This window comes from Auritidibacter sp. NML120636, from assembly GCF_003185945.1.
GTDB lineage: Bacteria > Actinomycetota > Actinomycetes > Actinomycetales > Micrococcaceae > Auritidibacter > Auritidibacter ignavus.
Window position 1 is genome coordinate 39027 of sequence record NZ_QHLO01000002.1, and the last position, 16647, is coordinate 55673.

14 protein-coding genes are annotated in these 16647 nt (G+C 59.8%); all 14 read left to right on the forward strand.

Translation table 11 applies throughout. From position 1 onward, the window contains the following. The first annotated feature begins 75 nt into the window (after nucleotides 1–75). The 14 genes from DCC25_RS02035 (at nucleotide 76) to DCC25_RS02100 (ending at nucleotide 16601) form a co-directional block, all read left to right on the forward strand. Nucleotides 76–465 (forward strand): DUF3040 domain-containing protein, encoded by a 390-nt coding sequence (locus tag DCC25_RS02035; RefSeq protein ID WP_110099365.1) that lies wholly within the window; start codon nucleotides 76–78, stop codon nucleotides 463–465. A gap of 198 nt (nucleotides 466–663) precedes the next feature. Then, entirely contained in the window at nucleotides 664–852 is a 189-nt protein-coding gene (locus tag DCC25_RS02040) for a hypothetical protein (RefSeq protein WP_110099317.1), read from the forward strand. Between the two features lie 265 nt (nucleotides 853–1117). After that, nucleotides 1118–1549: a division/cell wall cluster transcriptional repressor MraZ gene (gene mraZ, locus DCC25_RS02045; protein ID WP_110099318.1), complete on the forward strand. Its 432-nt coding sequence runs from the start codon at nucleotides 1118–1120 to the stop codon at nucleotides 1547–1549. Between the two features lie 181 nt (nucleotides 1550–1730). Beyond that, nucleotides 1731–2753: a 16S rRNA (cytosine(1402)-N(4))-methyltransferase RsmH gene (gene rsmH / locus DCC25_RS02050; RefSeq protein ID WP_255410739.1), complete on the forward strand. Its 1023-nt coding sequence runs from the start codon at nucleotides 1731–1733 to the stop codon at nucleotides 2751–2753. Next, nucleotides 2750–3493, forward strand: coding sequence for a cell division protein FtsL (locus tag DCC25_RS02055; RefSeq protein WP_110100440.1), 744 nt, complete (start codon nucleotides 2750–2752; stop codon nucleotides 3491–3493). The genes rsmH and DCC25_RS02055 overlap by 4 nt, the downstream gene beginning before the upstream one ends. Nucleotides 3494–3582: 89 nt before the next feature. After that, nucleotides 3583–5373: a penicillin-binding protein 2 gene (locus tag DCC25_RS02060; RefSeq protein WP_110100441.1), complete on the forward strand. Its 1791-nt coding sequence runs from the start codon at nucleotides 3583–3585 to the stop codon at nucleotides 5371–5373. 5 nt (nucleotides 5374–5378) lie between these two features. Beyond that, nucleotides 5379–7163: a Mur ligase family protein gene (locus tag DCC25_RS02065; RefSeq protein ID WP_233487852.1), complete on the forward strand. Its 1785-nt coding sequence runs from the start codon at nucleotides 5379–5381 to the stop codon at nucleotides 7161–7163. 12 nt (nucleotides 7164–7175) lie between these two features. Continuing rightward, a complete protein-coding gene (gene murF, locus DCC25_RS02070; RefSeq protein WP_110099322.1) occupies nucleotides 7176–8684 on the forward strand; it encodes a UDP-N-acetylmuramoyl-tripeptide--D-alanyl-D-alanine ligase in 1509 nt (502 codons plus the stop codon). After that, entirely contained in the window at nucleotides 8681–9787 is a 1107-nt protein-coding gene (gene mraY / locus DCC25_RS02075; RefSeq protein ID WP_110099367.1) for a phospho-N-acetylmuramoyl-pentapeptide-transferase, read from the forward strand. Before murF ends, mraY begins: the two co-directional genes overlap by 4 nt. Beyond that, nucleotides 9769–11343, forward strand: a complete 1575-nt coding sequence (gene murD / locus DCC25_RS02080; protein WP_110099323.1) for a UDP-N-acetylmuramoyl-L-alanine--D-glutamate ligase — start codon at nucleotides 9769–9771, stop codon at nucleotides 11341–11343. The genes mraY and murD overlap by 19 nt, the downstream gene beginning before the upstream one ends. 39 nt (nucleotides 11344–11382) lie before the next feature. Beyond that, the gene (gene ftsW, locus DCC25_RS02085; RefSeq protein ID WP_208392065.1) at nucleotides 11383–12732 is read left to right on the forward strand and encodes a putative lipid II flippase FtsW; all 1350 of its coding nucleotides are present in this window, start codon (nucleotides 11383–11385) and stop codon (nucleotides 12730–12732) included. Continuing rightward, nucleotides 12732–13886 carry an undecaprenyldiphospho-muramoylpentapeptide beta-N-acetylglucosaminyltransferase gene (murG, locus tag DCC25_RS02090; RefSeq protein ID WP_110100443.1) on the forward strand — a complete coding sequence of 385 codons (1155 nt, stop codon included), beginning with the start codon at nucleotides 12732–12734 and terminating at the stop codon, nucleotides 13884–13886. Before ftsW ends, murG begins: the two co-directional genes overlap by 1 nt. Before the next feature lie 104 nt (nucleotides 13887–13990). Further along, nucleotides 13991–15484, forward strand: coding sequence for a UDP-N-acetylmuramate--L-alanine ligase (gene murC / locus DCC25_RS02095; protein ID WP_110100444.1), 1494 nt, complete (start codon nucleotides 13991–13993; stop codon nucleotides 15482–15484). Between the two features lie 16 nt (nucleotides 15485–15500). Beyond that, nucleotides 15501–16601 (forward strand): cell division protein FtsQ/DivIB, encoded by a 1101-nt coding sequence (locus tag DCC25_RS02100; protein ID WP_110100445.1) that lies wholly within the window; start codon nucleotides 15501–15503, stop codon nucleotides 16599–16601. The last annotated feature ends 46 nt before the right edge of the window (nucleotides 16602–16647 follow it).

A 16647-nucleotide genomic window follows, 5' to 3' on the forward strand; every position in this document is an offset into this window, starting at 1 on the left:
TAAGACTTACTATAGGTACAAGGACAGTGGTCGAAGCGCATTTTCCGGGTTGATGTGCTGGACGAGGAGGCTATCGTGGCGTTATCAGAGCGTGAACAAGAGGTTCTTGCCCAACTTGAGCAGCAACTCAGTGACGACCCTCAGTTTGCGTCACAGATGGAGATACAAGAGGGTTCCTCCGCCCGGAAGCTCTCCACTCGAAATATCGTCTTGGGCGTGCTGATTGCCGTGGTCGGTTTGGTCGTGCTCCTTACCGGGGTGACCATTAACCAGATCTGGGTTGGTGTTCTCGGGTTCGTCATGATGGCCGGTGGTGTCTTTTTCACGACGCTGCGTGGCAAAACCGAAAAGGCCAACGCGTCAGACTCAACAGGTCAGTCCAAGAAGTCCTCGTCTAAGCAATCGTCGGGTTTCATGAGCGGTCTTGAAGAGCGTTGGGAACAGCGTCGTAACCAACAGCCCTAACCGCGTCTCAACGACGCGGCAAAAACTTCAGACAAAAGGCCGTGTCGCCTGATGTGTCCGCAGTGCGGATCACGCATCGGCGACACGGTTTTTTCATGCGCTTAACTGGTCTGCTTATAGTGCTCCACACCCCACCCCACCGCCCTCCGCATTCTCCCCTCCACCTTCCTCCACTCGGGCAGCGAGGTCTGTCTGCCCATGGGGGCAAGAGCTGACCGGGCGTTCAAGAACTCGGTGGACAAAACCTCGATGTTTGCGCTGGATCCGCATGATCACGCGCATTTGGCCGATCTCGATGGGGTTGACTGTCGTCGCCAGCAGCGGCCTTCCACCTTGCTGTTGGCAGCCGGTGGTGCTGGCGTCGACGGTTTTTTTAACGACGCTTGACGGCCTGTGCGAAAAATCCCTCCACTTTGCTCCCAAGGTCATCCCCACTGTGCTCTACCGTCCGTTTAACCGCAGAATCATGCCGATTTTGGGGAAATTTCGGTGGCTGCATCGTCCGTGCTCTCGAGAATTCTCAGCATTTTTTGAGTTGAAAACGCCCGGATTTGGTTGCGGGGGGAGCGAAGTGGGGTAAAGTGGAGGCAGGTAGAGGGCGGTGGCTCAGAGGACGCTCTGAGACACTCAACAAGGAAGAGGTGGTGGGGTCATGTTTTTGGGCACCTACACTCCTCGCCTTGATGAGAAGTCACGACTGATTCTTCCGGCGAAATTCCGGGAGGAATTGGCCAATGGGCTCGTTCTCACTCGCGGTCAAGAGCATTGCGTTTATGTGTTCTCGGCTCGGGAGTTTGAACGAGTGCATGAACAGATGCGTTCAGCGCCACTGTCATCACGCCAAGCACGCGACTACATCCGTGTCTTCCTCTCGGGTGCTTCGGACGAAGTACCGGATAAGCAGGGACGGATCACTATTCCGGTGTCACTGCGCGAATATGCCGGTCTCGACCGGGATGTCGCGGTCATCGGTGCTGGTACACGCGCTGAGATTTGGGATCTTGAGTCCTGGAACAACTACCTCGAGGAACAAGAAACTGCCTTCTCGGAAACCGATGAGGAAGTTCTTCCCGGAATCTTCTAAAACGGTCCGACCATAACTGAACAGACGAGATGGGGACATCTCGAACGTGGTGTCTTGATTCAGACCTCCAGCCGAAGGATTCGCTGGCCTGTCTTCCCCTGGGCCAGGGTATCCGGCTGGGGATCTGGATCAAGAACCGTCTAGAGGAGTAACGCGCATCGGATCAGTGAAGGAGGCGACCGTGCATCATTCCGTATCACCGGACGAAAACGCTGCACGTCGCCACACTCCTGTGATGATCGATCGCGTGGTGTCCTATCTGAATGAGGGGCTGGCGGTTGCGCGGTCTGAGAAGCGTCGCCCAGTGGTCATCGATGCCACGCTGGGTATGGGCGGGCACACTCACCGTTTGCTCTCCGATAATCCCGATCTGAGAATAATCGGCATTGACCGTGACACTCAGGCTCTGCAGATGGCACAACAACGGCTTGGGGAGTTTTCCGACCGGCTGGTGAGTTTTCACGGCACCTACGATGAAATCTCTGCTGCGATCCAGGCCGCCGAGACGCAACTGCAGACCCGGTTGGACGGCGTTGACGGAATCCTGTTTGATCTAGGTGTCTCGTCCTATCAGCTCGATGAACCATCCCGTGGCTTTGCCTACTCCTATGACGCTCCGCTGGATATGCGCATGGACCCCACCGATCAGCTCACCGCCGCCGACGTGGTTAACACGTACTCGGAAGCCGACCTGGAACGAGTGTTGCGCAACTACGGCGATGAAAAATTCGCCCGACGAATTGCCACAGAGATCGTCAAAACGCGACGACAGCGCCCGTATCGTGGCAGTCAAGAACTAGTTGAGACGATTATCCGCGCTATCCCAGCTGCCGCGGCGCACCGAGGCAGTCATCCGGCCAAACGAACCTTCCAAGCCCTACGCGTGGAAGTCAATCACGAACTCGAGGTCCTCACCCGCGCTATACCCGCTGCCATGGCGGTCCTGACGATCGGCGCACGCATGGTGGTCATGAGCTACCAATCCCTAGAGGACAAAATCGTCAAAAAAGCTATTCAACACCAGGCGCAATCACTGACTCCTGCTGGGTTCCCCGTGGAAGTCGAAGAGTACGCGCCGGTGGTGAAAATTCTCAGCAAAGGGACGGAAAAACCCACACCGACTGAGATCGAGCAGAATCCCCGGGCTGCAGCCGCCCGCGTCCGGGTCATTGAAAAAATTAGACCCACCAGGAGTAACGGATGAGCGCTTCCCCCCAGAGCATCCGCCAGACAGCCTCGTCGGTAACGGCCGATAAGCTTCCTGTGGTCAACGGTTCGAGTGCCGTCAAGGCCCCACTACCGACGACCCAGCCAAAACACGAGACAGCCACGCGACGTCGTCCCCACCTTGCTGTGGTCACGGCTCCGTTGCGAGCCACTCCCATGGGGACAGTCATCTTTTCCGTTGCTGTGCTACTGGCGGCATTGATTGTCGTGTTGGTCATCAATATTTCGGTCTCCAATAAACAGTACGAGCTGTTGGATTTGAACTCTCAGACCTCGGAGTTACGCGAAAAGAATGAGGACCTCGAACAGCAAGTCGCTCATCTGGCAGCTCCTCAGAATCTGGCACAGAAGGCCGTCGACATGGGAATGGTGTTGCCAGGAGCCTCCGCCTCCATCAATCTCGACAGCGGGAAAATCTCGGGTACCACCGAAGCGGCGTCTGACGACAACGTCCCGACGGAGTTCGTGGGATCACCTACGGTTGCGGCCTCGGAAGGACGCCAGGTCGAGGTCGCGGAATCCCAACGCCAAGCACGCGAAGAGCCGGTGGCTGTGGATGCCAAACCGGTCCCGAAAACTCTCGAGATTGACCGCAAGGTGGACGGCCCTGAGATTGGTCGTCCCTCCGACACGAGCCAAAGGTCCGAGTCATCGGCCAACGGTGATGCAGAATTGGATGAGACGAGGATGTCGTCGCCTCAGATCAGCATCCCCTGATGCCTTCCACGAGGTGCCATGGCCAACAAGGGCCAACCAGTCACAGCAGTGATGACGAACAGGCTAGAACGTTAAAGGATGAGTGTGGCATGACATCACAACATCAGCACCCCGCGATGACCACGCGTCTGCGGATTCGGTGGATCATTGCCGTCGCTCTGGTGTTGCTAGGGGTCCTCGCCACTCGTCTGGTCTGGGTTCAGGGGGTCGATGCGGCAGGTTTTGCCGATGAAGCCATGAATGAACGGCTGCGGTCGGTTCCGTTGCCGGCCGAACGCGGTTCGATCCTGGATAAGAACGGCAACGTGCTCGCCGAATCAGTGTCCCGCTATAACTTGGTGGCCGATCAACGCTTGAACGAGGATTATCGCGTCTGGGACGAAGAAAGTCGCTCGTATCAAGAATACGACATCGATGATCGGATCGATGAACTGGCCACCATTCTGGACATGGACCCAGATGATCTGCGGGCATTAATGATGGGTGATAGCCCCTACCAAATCATCACCCGCGGGGTCACCCCCGAGGTCCGTGATGAAGCTTTGGATCTGGACATTCCCGGTCTGATTGCTGAACCTGTCGCCGAGCGTAGTTACCCCAATGGCGCCGTGGCCGGTAATATTTTGGGCTTCTTGGGCCAAGAAGGCCACGGGCTGGAGGGATTGGAACAATCCCAGGAAGCCTCTCTGGAAGGTACCCCCGGGGAGCGAACGTTTGAAATCGCCGCCAACGGGGTACGGATCCCTCATGCCACGTTTGAAGAAACCGAGCCGGTCGACGGCCAAGACCTGCGGTTGACCATTGACCAGGATGTTTCGTGGTACGCCCAGGAAGCGATCGCAGAAAAGGTCGATGAGTACAACGCCGAATGGGGCAATATTGTGGTCCAGGAAGTCAAGACCGGCAATATTCTCGCTCTCGCGGATTCCACCACGGTTGATCCTTCCGATCCATCGAAAACGGATTCACTGTTTTGGCGCCCTACCTCGGTGACTCAGGCCTATGAACCCGGCTCGACCGGAAAAGTCTCGATTTTTGCGGCCGCGCTGAACGAAGGGGGTGTCGGCCCGACTACTCCCCATACCGTGCCGAATAAGCAGGAGTTCGATCACGAGGTCATTAATGACTCGATGCCGCACGATACCTATGACATGACCACCGCCGGGATCTTCGCCCGGTCCTATAACACCGGCACGGTGCAGGTGGCCGAAACGCTGAGTAAAGAACAGCGGTACGACTACATGAAAAAATTCGGTATCGGAGATCCGATCGATCTCGGATTGCCCTATTCCTCTTCCGGGCAGTTTGCCAACTGGCAAGACTGGGACCGCCGTCAACAGTTCACCACCACGTTCGGTCAGGGCTACTCCGTGACCGCCCTGCACACTGCCCAAATCTTCCAGACCGTGGCCAACGGGGGAGTGCGCAAGAATCCGCGACTCATTGACGCCTACGTGGACCCCGACGGTACCGAGCACGCCTACGATGGCGGTGAAGACCAGCGGGTGATCAGCGAAGAAACCGCCGACGAGATGCTGAAACTCATGGAGGGCGTGGTCGAAAACGGCAGCGGTGGTGCCTCCAAGATTCCCGGTTACCGGGTTGGCGGTAAAACAGGTACCGGTCAGGTCGCCGGTGAATCGGGTGGCTATGATAGCCACGTCACCACCTACGCGATGGTGGCACCGCTGGAAGACCCCGAGTACGTGGTGTCCGTTACGGTGTATCGCCCCGAGGGGAATTGGAAATCCTGGCAGGTCACCGATACTGCAGCAGATGTAATGTCCTACGTTCTGAATAAGAACTCGGTGCCTCACTCCACAACCGATTCGCAAGCCTACGACGTATTTGTCGACGACCCACAGAAGCGCCCATGGTAGATCCTTTGACTCAACACAACCCCTCCTTCCGACCAGAGCACCAGCCTGCCTATAGCATCGACGAGGTACTTGCGGTGCTCGAGCAGGCCGGCTCCCCGGCCATTGTGGTGCCCCCGGGCCAGGACGAGTCATCCCAAACCCACAGCACGGACACCCCGGAAATTACCGGTGTGGCGTTGGATTCGCGCGACGTGCAATCCGGAGACCTCTACATTGGGGTCCCCGGCGCGAAAGTCCATGGCGCACGGTTTATCGAAACCGCAGTGGCCGCCCCCGCTGTCGCCATCCTGACCGATGCGGAAGGCTTGGAAATCCTGCGCGAATATCCCTCGGGTCAGCAACTGCCGGTCATTGTGGTCAAGCAGGTCCGCGAGGTGATCGGTGCGGTCTCGGCACTGATCTACGGCACCGTCGCCACGCCCGGGGCCCCGCAGATCTATGCGGTCACCGGCACCAACGGCAAGACGACGACGACCTACCTGCTGGAATCCGGGCTATCTGGTATGGGGTTGACCACCGGGCTAGTCGGCACGATCGAGATCCAGGTCGGTGGGGCCAACGTGCCGGCTAAATTCACCACCCCGGAAGCACCCGACCTGCACGCGTTATTAGCCAGCATGCGCGAGCGTGAGATTCAAGCCACCGCCATGGAAGTCTCTTCCCATTCGCTGTCTTATCGCCGGGTGGCTGGCGTGCAGTTCGCTGTGTCCGGATTCACCAACCTCACCCAGGATCACCTGGACCTGCACGGGAGCATGCAGGAGTACTTCCTGGCCAAAGCGCAACTGTTCACCCCCGAATATTCCCAGACCTCGGTGATCACTCTCAACGGTGGCCCACAGATCGACTACGGCTACCACATGGCCCAGCATGCGTTGGCCGCCTATGGCGACGATACATTTGGCGACCATGTGATTACCTTGGATCTCGGCCCAGCGGCCGTCTCCCACGAGATCGCTGATCCGGCGCTGACCAAAGCAGAGATTCCCGCCATCTGGCAGGTGACCGATCTGCAGCCACGCCGGCTAGGATCGGTGTTTACGTTGCAACACCGGGACGGGTTCTGTCTCGACCTCGCTGTGGGCCTACCCGGTGAATTCAATGTCGCCAACGCCGCCCTGGCCGCCGTGATGCTGTTCACCGGATATCCCACCGAACGCTGGGATGAGATCACCAACGTGTTGACTGAAACCACCCAAGACCAGCCCGGTGCCTTCCGTGCGGTGCGGGTGCCCGGGCGGATGGAAATTGTCGCCAATGCTCCTACCACCATTGTCGACTTTGCCCATAACCCTGACGGGCTCTACCAGGCCCTGGAAGCGGTCAACCAAGCACACCAGATTGCAGAGCACCCGGGCAAAACCATCCTGGTCTTCGGTGCCACCGGCGAACGCGATACCACTAAACGTGCGGTGATGGGAGACATTGCGGTGCGCGGAGCCGACATTGTCATTGTCTCCGATGACGATCCGCACTCCGAGGACCCGACTGCCATCCGCTTGGACGTAATGGCCGGGGCCCGCCAAAGCATCGAGGAACACGGGCTGGATACCGCATTGCACGAAATCGCCCCGCGCAACAAGGCCCTGGCGTACGCCGTAGAGCTGGCGGGAGAACACGACATCATCCTGGCCGCCGGTCGCGGGCACGAGACCTCCCAGGACTTTGGCACCCACTCGGTAGAGCTCGACGACCGAGTGGCCTTAGAACAGGCTCTGATGGATTACGGATATGTCACAATACGAGACGACTCGTCGCGTCGTGAGCAGGTCGAAAGCCGTAACGGATAAACTCATCTCGTTATGATTGAACTCACCGCTGCTCAGATTGCCGATGCGACCGGTGGTCAGCTCGTTGCTGGCACCGATCCGGACACGAGCGTTAACTCAGCTACCACCGACTCCCGCGAGATCACCGCCGGTGGCCTGTTTGTGGCCAAACCGGGAGAATTTGCCGACGGTCACGACTTTGTGCTCAGCGCACGGGAGCGCGGGGCGAAACTGATGCTGGGGCAACGCGAAGTCTCCGATGACAACGGGACCCCGGTTCCCGGCATTATCGTCGCTGACACGGTGGTCGCCATGGGTGATCTCGCCGAATACATTGTGGCCCGGATTCGTGAACATTCACCCACTACGGTGATTGGCATTACCGGCTCGGTCGGAAAAACCACCACCAAGGATCTCCTCGCTGGGCTGTTGTCCGAGGCGGTCGCCTCCGATGACCCGGACGCGGTTATCGCCCCACAAAACTCCTATAACGGTGAAGTGGGCGTGCCGTTGACCATCTTCCGCGCCAGCCTCACCACCCGGTATCTAGTGGTCGAAATGGGAGCCGACCATGTGGGCAATATTGCCGACCTGTGCCGGATGGTGCGCCCGGATATCTCCGTGGCACTGACCGTTGGCTCCGCGCACACCGCCTCCTTCGGGTCGGTGGAGAATATTGTCAAAACGAAGGGCGAAATTGTTGAAGGTCTCAGCCAGGGTGGGGTCGCTGTGCTCAACGCTGATGACCCGCGCGTGGCCTCCATGGCAGAGCGTGTCCCCGAGGGGGCTGAGGTGCTGTGGTTTTCCACCGCCAACCGCCATGACAGTGCCTACGCACCCATTGTCTACACCGCCGAGTTGAGCACCGACGACAACGAACGCCCCCACTTCTACCTGGGATATAATCCCACCGGGCAGCCGGCGGATCTACAACTGACGACAGCTTATGTCACCAGCGGACTGACCGGTATCCACCACGCCACGAATCTGGCTGCAACCGCTGCCGTGGCTGTGACGGCAGGTCTCGACCCGGAGACGGTCGGGGGCCTCCTGCACGGACGCGGGCCAGTCTCGAAGCACCGGATGGCCCGCACCGACCGAGCAGACGGCATTACCATCATCGACGACTCGTATAACGCCAATCCCGAATCCATGCGGGCCGGACTGAAAACATTGGCCCTCACCGGACGTAGCACCGGCCGGCGGACCTGGGCGGTGCTCGGGGAGATGCTCGAGCTGGGTTCCAACAGCATCAAAGAGCATATCCACATCGGTGAAGCCGTGGTCCGGTTGAATATTTCGCAGCTGGTGGTGGTCGGACAACAAGCCAGACCGCTCTATACTGGAGCGGTTATGGAAGGCTCCTGGGGCGACGAAGTGGACCATGTGGCTGACATCGACGAGGCCGAACAGTTACTCAACCAGCGCCTTCAGCCCGGCGACATTGTATTTATTAAAGGATCGAACTCGACCGGCCTGTGGAAACTTGCAGACCGGCTCACCGCTGACCCAACAACCCCAAGGCAAGGTGACCTGCAGTGATCGGACTCCTGATCGGGCTGGCGCTCGGGCTAGTGCTGACATTGATTGGCACCCCGCTACTGGTCAAAGTCTTGGTGAAAAAACACTACGGCCAATTCATCCGTGAAGATGGGCCCACCAGCCACCAGACCAAACGCGGTACGCCCACGATGGGTGGGGCAGTGATTGTCGGGAACCTGGTGATCGTTTACTTCCTGACCCACGGCATCATGTCCCTGATGGGGCTGGGCAATGCCGGAGTCACCGCCTCCGGGCTCCTCTTGCTGTTTTTGACCGCCGGAATGGGGCTGGTCGGCTTCTTTGACGACTTCGCGAAGATCTCTAATCAACGCTCGTTGGGACTGACTGCCTGGGCCAAGATCATCCTGCAGGGCGTGGTTGGTATTGCTTTTGCAATCCTGGTGCTCAACTTCCCCGACGACCGAGGACTAACTCCCGGCTCCACTGCGATCTCTGTCTTCCGCGACACCAGTATCGACCTGGCCTTTGCCGGACCTGTGGTGGGTGTAGTGCTGTTTGTGATCTGGTCTAATTTGATCACCACCGCCACCACCAACGCGGTTAACCTGACCGACGGGCTCGACGGTCTGGCCACTGGCGCGGTGGCGCTGGTGACCATGGCCTACGGGGCTATCACAGTCTTCCAGCTCAACCAGGCCTGCGGTAGCGGGCCAGAAGACCTGCCGGGGTGTTATCAGACCCGCGATCCCATGGACCTAGCCCTGCTGGCCGCTATCCTGACCGGATGTCTGATCGGATTCCTGTGGTGGAACACGAATCCTGCCAAAATTTTCATGGGAGACACCGGCTCGTTGGCCCTGGGTGGTGCCCTGGCTGGCTTCGCAATTCTGTCTCGCACCGAATTGTTGCTGGTGGTCTTGGCCGGGTTGATGGTGGCCATTGCGCTGTCGGTGATTATTCAGGTCGGATACTTCAAGCTCTCCGGTGGTAAGCGGGTGTTCCTGATGGCCCCGTTACAACACCACTTTGAGCTCAAAGGCTGGGCCGAAGTCACCGTGGTCGTTCGGTTCTGGCTGGTCGGATTGGTGTGCGCGCTGGCCGGTCTGGCCATGTTCTACGCAGAATGGGTGATCGTGCGGTGACAGTGCATCATGATCTATCGGCCCTGACCACCTGGGACTCCGACTGGGCCGGGCTTCGCGTGCTGGTCACCGGGCTCGGTGTGACCGGGTTTTCGGTGGCCGACACGCTGGCCGAACTTGGCGCTGAGGTCGTGGTGGTTGACGGCCAGGACGACGACAAGCGCCGTCACGCCGCCGACACGCTGAAAATTGTCGGCGTGCGCGAGGTACTGCTCGGTCACCAGGCGGTATCCGGTCTACCCGATGAGAACCTCTGGGACGGGCCCCTGGAGTTGGTGGTCACCTCGCCGGGCTGGAACCCCGCTCAACCCGTCCTAGCTGCCGCAGCCACCGCCGGGGTACCGATCTGGTCAGAAATTGATTTGGCCTGGCGGGTGCGTATCCGTGAGGGTCGGCGCACCGCTGAATGGCTGGCCCTGACCGGAACAAATGGAAAAACCACCGTGGTGACCATGGCCGAGTCCATGGCCCAAGCAGCCGGCCTCGACGCCATTGCTGTCGGCAATGTCGGCACCCCAATTCTGGATGCCATCCGCCGTCCCGAAGGCTTCGATGTGCTCATCATCGAGCTGTCGAGTTTCCAGTTGCATTGGACTCACCACTTCGAACCAGCTGCCTCAGCGGTGCTCAACATAGCTGAAGACCACCTGGACTGGCACGGCGGTTTCGATAACTATGCCGCTGATAAAGCCAAGATTTACGAGAACACCCGGGTGGCCTGTATTTTCAACGAGAACCAGCCGGCCACGATGCGAATGGTTGAAAACGCCGATGTGCAGGAAGGCTGTCGCGCGATCTCCTTCACCACCGACGTACCAGCTCGGTCCATGTTTGGCGTGGTCGACGGGTTGCTGGTTGACCGGGCCTTTTTGGAAGACCGCCACCACTCCGCTTTGGAACTGGCGGCCATTACCGATATTGGCGTGATCGTCCCCGAGCACCAGGTCGCCAACGCCCTGGCTGCCGCCGCGCTGGTCCGGGCTATTGACGTCCCACCCCAAGCGGTGAAACAGGGACTACGCAACTACGCTCCCGAACCGCACCGGGTGGAACTCATTGCTGGGGGGCCTCAGGGGGAGACCCTGCAAACCCTGTGGATTGACGATACGAAGGCCACCAACCCGCATGCCACCGACGCGGCGCTGAAAGCCTTCAACTCGGTGATCTGGGTGGCCGGTGGCCTACCCAAGGGACTCAGCTACGACCAACTGGTGAAAGATCACGCCTCGCGACTGAAAGCTGTTATCGTGATCGGTCTTGATCCAGCACCTGTGACCGAGGCACTCACACGACACGCACCCGAGGTCCCCGTCTACACCCAGTATCTGCGAGACACTAACAGTGACCCCACCGATGGCTGGTCGGTGATGACGCACGTGGTCGAGTTGGCCGCGCAACTGGCAGACGACGAAGACACGGTGTTGCTTTCTCCGGCTGCGGCCTCTTTCGACCAGTTCAGCTCCTACGGAGACCGTGGCGACGCCTTCCAGCACGCCGTGAGACAACACCTGGGGATCGCCCCACCGCCGACCGACGCACCTGACGACGAGTCGTAGACATTCAGCCACCACCAGCGCAGACAGGAGACCGAGGTTATGAGCACAGCTGACTCCTCCTCGGACTCACGAGTGTGGCGCTGGCTTGAAGGGTCATCGCCTAAAACCTCCTACTGGCTGATCCTGGGATCCACCTTGGCGCTGTCGGCTCTCGGAGTGTTGATGGTGCTTTCGGCTTCCTCGGTTGAAAACATTGGCACCGTGGGGTCCTACGACTCACTGCTCAGCCACGGGGTTTACGCCCTGGCCGGGGTAATCCTGATGGTGGTGGTCGCCCGACTGAAACCCGAAACCCTGCGACGTTTGGCCTGGGGGATCGTGCTCGCTTCCATCTTGCTGTTGGTCCTGGTGTTCACCCCGCTGGGCCATGAAGTTAACGGGAATCGTAACTGGTTGCGCATTGGCGGGTTCTCTTTCCAGCCGGCTGAAGCAGCCAAGCTGGGTCTGGCGCTCTGGGGTGGCCACGTGCTCGCCCTCAAAGGTCGCTATGCGACCCACCCGTTACACCTGGTGCTTCCGGTGGTGCCGGTTGGCGGGATGATCATCCTCCTGGTGCTGGTGGGACGAGATCTCGGCACCGGGCTGGTTTTGCTACTGGTGCTGGCCGTGCTGTTGTTTATGGCAGGGATTAAGTTCCGTTGGCTCGCGCTGGCCGGAATAATCGGGCTAATCGGGGTTGCGGTGGTCACCATGCAGTCCGATAACCGCATGTTGCGCATCGGCGCCTGGTTCGGTAACTGCGATCATCCCTCGGACCCGTGCTACCAGTCCGACCACGGCTTCTACGCCCTCGCCTCGGGAGGCTGGTGGGGGGTCGGATTGGGCCAATCGCGTCAAAAATGGTCCTATATCCCCGAAGCCGAAAACGACTTTATCTTCACGATCCTCGGTGAAGAACTCGGGCTACTGGGGGCACTGGCTACCCTGGCATTATTTATCGTGCTGGCCATCGGGATGTTTCGGGTCGCTATTCGCACCCAGCACGCTTTCGTGCGCATCACCACCGGTGCCATTATCGCCTGGCTGATCGGCCAAGCCTTCTTGAATATCGCAATGGTGACCGGCCTGCTTCCGGTCATCGGAGTGCCACTACCGTTTATCTCCCGCGGTGGCTCGGCAATGATGATGGCCATGTTGGCGGTCGGGGTAGTGCTGAGCTTCACCAGACAAGAACGCCGGGACCAGCTGGCCGAGCACGAGCCAAGCCACGATACCACCCCGCTGGGGCCACCGCCGGCCGATGCGGAAAGACCCAGCACACAGCACCACGCCAACCACTCTGAAGTCACCGGTACCGAGGACATGTCGATGACGGCCCCGGTGCCTGGCACCACACCGAAGAAACCCTCGCCCCTGCGGCGTCCTGGTAGAAAGCAGGTCAATTCCTGATGAGCCCACGATCCGGCACGACTTCGACCGCCTCAACAGCCACCCCACCCGTGCTCCGGGTGGTCTTGGCTGGCGGTGGCACCGCAGGCCATGTGTCACCGATGATTCAAATCGCCCGGGCCATCCAGCGCGCCCACCCACAGGCTGAGATCACCATGGTCGGTACCCGTGAAGGACTCGAAGCCGACCTGGTGCCTGCAGCTGGCTTCCGGTTAGTAACCATCCCCAAAGTCCCGATGCCACGAACAGTGAATAAGGACCTGTTCTCCATGCCTTTCCGGTTGCGTGCAGCGATCAAAGCCTCCCGTGAGATCCTGCGTGATAGGCGCGCGCAGGTGGTCGTTGGCGTGGGGGGATACGCGGCGACCCCCGTCTACTTGGCAGCACAACGCGAGCGGATCCCGGTGGTGGTCCACGAAGGCAATATTCGCCCCGGACTGGCGAATAAGGTCGGTGCCCGTCGGGCCGCCGCGGTCGCCACCGCCTTTGAAGGTACTCCGCTACCTGGTGCCCGTCATGTGGGCATGCCCCTGCGACGTGAAATCACCACCCTGGACACCTCCGTCGCAGCACAACGCCGGGCACGTCAGAGTCTTGGATTAGACCCCGACCGCACCACCGTGGTGGTCACCGGTGGGTCCTCCGGGGCCCAGCACCTCAATGAGACCATTGCTGCCAGCCGTGAGGCGATGACTGCCACGGGTGCCCAAATCCTGCACCTGACCGGAAAAGGCAAGACCATATTGGACGAGAACGGCGCACCGATCCGCCAGGACGGGTACCGGCAAGTCGAATATATCGACGGGCTCGAAACCGTTTTTCAAGCCGCCGATCTGGTGGTAGCCCGCTCCGGAGCCGGCACCGTATGCGAGTTGGCAGCCGTGGGCAAACCCGCTGTCCTCGTGCCGCTACCGATCGGCAACGGCGAGCAACGCCTCAACGGCGCCGGGCTCGTCGATGCTGGGGCCGCAGTGATGGTAGACGACCAGGACTTCACCGACGAGTGGGTCCGGACCCACTTACCGGCGTTGCTCAACGATCCGCAACGGCTGGCCACCATGGCGGAGGCCGCCGCCGCGCAAGGGGTGACCGATGCCGATGAGGTGATGGCCCAGATCGTCACCGAAGTGGTCACCCAGCACGCCGGCGACTAACGTCTCGCTCCAGCTCGTAGCCAACCAGCTCGCACCCACCCAGCACCGACCAACACCTCCCGTACACTGACCACAACCGATGTGCCAACCCCAGGAGCCCCGTGATGACCGACCACCGTTTCGATACCGTGACACACGTGCACTTCCTCGGACTGGGCGGAGTGGGCGTCTCCGGCATTGCCCGGATCATGCTCTCCCAGGGTTATAAAGTCTCCGGTAGCGATGCCAAACACCTGCCCGTGATTGACGAATTGGCGGAGCAAGGTGCCCGAGTCTTCATAGGCTACCGGGCCGAGAACTTCGCCGCTGCTCACCATGACTCTGAACTGGGACCCATCGAGCTAGTTATTGCCTCCTCGGTAGCCACCGCCGAAAACCCCGAACGCCAAGCCGCTGAGGCAGCCGGGATTCCGGTGCTACACCGCTCGGAAGGTTTAGCCATGGCCATGCAGGGCCACAAGGTCCTGACCGTGGCCGGAACCCACGGTAAAACCACCACGTCGTCAATGGCTGCCACCGTGTTGACCGAAGCCGGACTGGACCCCACCTACGCGGTGGGAGCAGCGGTGGCTGGGCTGGGCCCGAATGCCCATTCTGGAGCCGGCGAGTGGTTCGTAGCCGAAGCCGATGAATCCGATGGAACCCTACTCAATTACCGTCCCGATATGGCTATCATCACCAACATCGAGGCCGATCACCTCGACTTCTACGGCACCGAAGAAGCCGTCCACCAGGTCTTTGAAGACTTCTCTCACCTGGTCAGCTCTGACGGGGCGCTCATCCTGTGTGCAGATGACCCCGGCTGCCGACACCTGGCAGACCAGCTGAGGGCTACTCGCGCTGACAACCCGTCGGTGCCCGAGGTGTATTTCTATGGACATGGTCGTGGCGACCACCCGGTGGATCTCGAGATGTGCGACTCTGAACCAGCAGGTAGCGGACAACGGGTGAGCTACCGTTTCGCCGGTCGACTGGCCGATGCCGGGGAACTCAGTGTCGCATTGGCCCAGCCGGGCACCCACAATGCACTCAACGCCGCGGCGGTGGTCTTAGCCGGACACCTGATCGGCATCTCACCTGATGAGAGTACTCGCGGTCTTCGTCGCTTCCACGGCTCGGCTCGTCGTTTTGAGTTCCACGGCGAAGTCGCCGGGGTGAAGGTCTACGATGACTACGCGCATCACCCCACTGAGGTCTGGGCAGCAATCCATGCCGCCCAGACCTTGAGCGGTTGCGGAAAGGTTCATGCCATTTTCCAACCGCACCTGTTTTCTCGTACCCGGGATTTTGCCGCCGAGTTTGCCAATGCACTGTCTACAGCTGATAGCGTGCGGGTTTTGGAAATCTATCCCGCCCGAGAAGAACCGATCCCCGGAGTGGACGCCTCGCTGATCACCAAGGAGCTGTCCGAGACGCTACGGTCCGGTTTTCCCGCCGCTGGCCAGGTTGCCATCACACCTGCCGAGGCCATCGAGACCATCGTGGACCGCGCTCAGCCCGGGGATCTGGTCCTGACGCTTGGAGCCGGAGATATTAACGCCTCCACCCAGACGATCCTCGACCAGCTGGCCGCCAGGGCACAGTCACCACAACAGTGAGCACGGACAGTCCGGTATGAACAACAAGACTCACGACACCAACGCACGCACCGCCACCAGCACTGACGCGGACGTAGTACAGAAATACCCGGGGCTGGCTCAGCGCTCGGAAGACGACTCGCTGAGCGCCTCGAAGCCCCTGCCTGAGCATCTGCGGGATACCGAACAGACCGAAGAGTCTGAGTCCACGACAACGTCGCGGAGTTTCAGTGCTGAACGCGACCCGACCCAGCAGAAGCTAACACCGACGGCAAAACCGGCAGGAGGGCCGGTTGCGCAACGGGATGAACAACGGGATAAACCAGCGAAAAAACCTCGGCTCAGATTCTCCCGTCCTACCAAAGACGAGACCGAGAAAACTGACCGCACCTTGGCTGATCAGACCGTGGTGGAACTTCCCCCCACTGCCACACAGCTGACGAAAAAACGACTGAAACTAATGGGGATCTCTTTGGCCGGGGTCCTCGTACTCGCTCTGGTTGCCATTGCCGTGCTGTTCTATTCGCCCATTTTGGCGATCAAGAATATTGAGATCTCCGGAACCTCGATACTCAGCGAACAGCGCGCTACCGAACTATTAGGACCGCTCAAAGAGCGCCCCTTGCCGCAAGTTGGCGACGACGAAGTGATGGAGCTACTCTCCTTTTCACCAGCGGTGGCCTCGGTCAGCACTCGCGCAGAACCACCAGACACCCTGTTCGTCGAAGTGCACGAATTCACCCCGGTAGCCATGGCCCCCAAGGGCGATGGATACGCCGTGTTCAACGACGCAGCCGAAGAGATCGCAACGATCACCGCAGCCCAAGCACAGGACCAGACCTTACCGGTCGTGTCCTCAGCCGAAGACGTCGAAGATCCGGTGCTGTTCAATACCATCACCGAAGTCTTGGGTTCCTTGCCCGACGATCTGCGACAGGAGGTCACTCAGGCCTCCGGAGAGTCCATCGATTCGATTGAGCTCACCCTGGCCAATGACAAAACCGTGGTGTGGGGTAATGCCCAAGACGCCGAAAAGAAAGGACGTGTGGTACAAGCGTTGTTGGCGTTACCTGACGAGGAATCTGCCCAGATCTCCGAATACGACGTCTCTGCACCTGACCACCCGGTGACGCGATAATTCGCTGAAAATATCGACACGACACGCGACGGCGGTCATTGCCGTG